Below are 1021 nucleotides of genomic sequence, written 5' to 3' on the forward strand. Positions count from 1 at the left end.
TGCGATCTTTTGATCTTTAAAAGCACAATCAAAAGATCGCAGCCTGTGGCAGCTCCTACAGTAATCGGGAGATTGTCATTTTTCTGGGCCATGATCTTTGCACCCGTCCGTTGAGATTTTTCCATGATCAAAGGCCTGTCCCTGTTCCTGCTGCTGATCAGCTTCACGGTCCAGGCCGAGCAATGGCCGGATGAACAATGGCCGACGGGCGCAAAAATCAGCGGCGCAGCAGTCGAGGCATTAGACACCTACGCCTTCCCGCCCCGCGACGACGACACCCGCCAGGGCATCCGCACCGACGCCTTGCTGGTCATTCGCGACGGTAAGGTTATCTACGAACGCTATGCCGGTCCGACCCGTGCCGAAACGCCACACCTGACCTGGTCGATCAGCAAGAGTCTGATGGCCACGGTGCTTGGCGTGGCGTATGGCGAAGGCTTGTTCAAACTGGATGATCCCGTTTCAAAATTTTATCCGGCGTTGGAAAAACACCCGGCGATCACCATGGCCGACCTGCTGCACTGGGCTTCCGGTCTGGACTGGCAGGAGGATTACGAATACGCCCCGCTGAAATCCTCGGTGGTGGCGATGCTCTACACCCGTGGGCAGCGCGACATGCCCGCGTTCACCGCCGATCACGACGCTTATGCGCCGCCGGGGCAGGCGTTCCGTTATTCCAGTGGTGACAGCAATCTGCTGGCGGCGGCGCTGAAGAACATGGTCGGCCCCGAGCGTTATCCCGACTATCCGTGGACGGCGCTGTTCGAGCCGTTGGGCATCCGCCATGCCGTGTGGGAAACCGATGCCGGCGGCACGTTTGTCGCGTCCTCTTACGCGTATCTCACCGCCCGTGATCTGGCGCGAGTTGGCCTGTTGATGCTGCGCGACGGACGTTGGCGCGACCGGCAATTACTGCCCAAGGACTGGATCGCCTTCAACCGTGAGCCATTTGCCGGCTACAAGGCGCATCAGGACGAAGCGGGTGCCCGGCGGCCAGTGGTGGCTCAATCGCCCGGCGGAT

The 1021-nt window shown here is 60.3% G+C and carries 1 pseudogene; it reads left to right on the forward strand.

Features of this window, described 5'->3' with window-relative positions:
* Positions 1–123 precede the first annotated feature (123 nt).
* Positions 124–1021, forward strand: a pseudogene (locus HT737_RS22395) (serine hydrolase domain-containing protein); the annotation flags it as partial.

This window comes from Pseudomonas sp. MD195_PC81_125 (assembly GCF_014060985.1).
In the GTDB taxonomy this organism is placed as follows: Bacteria; Pseudomonadota; Gammaproteobacteria; order Pseudomonadales; family Pseudomonadaceae; genus Aquipseudomonas; species Aquipseudomonas parakoreensis.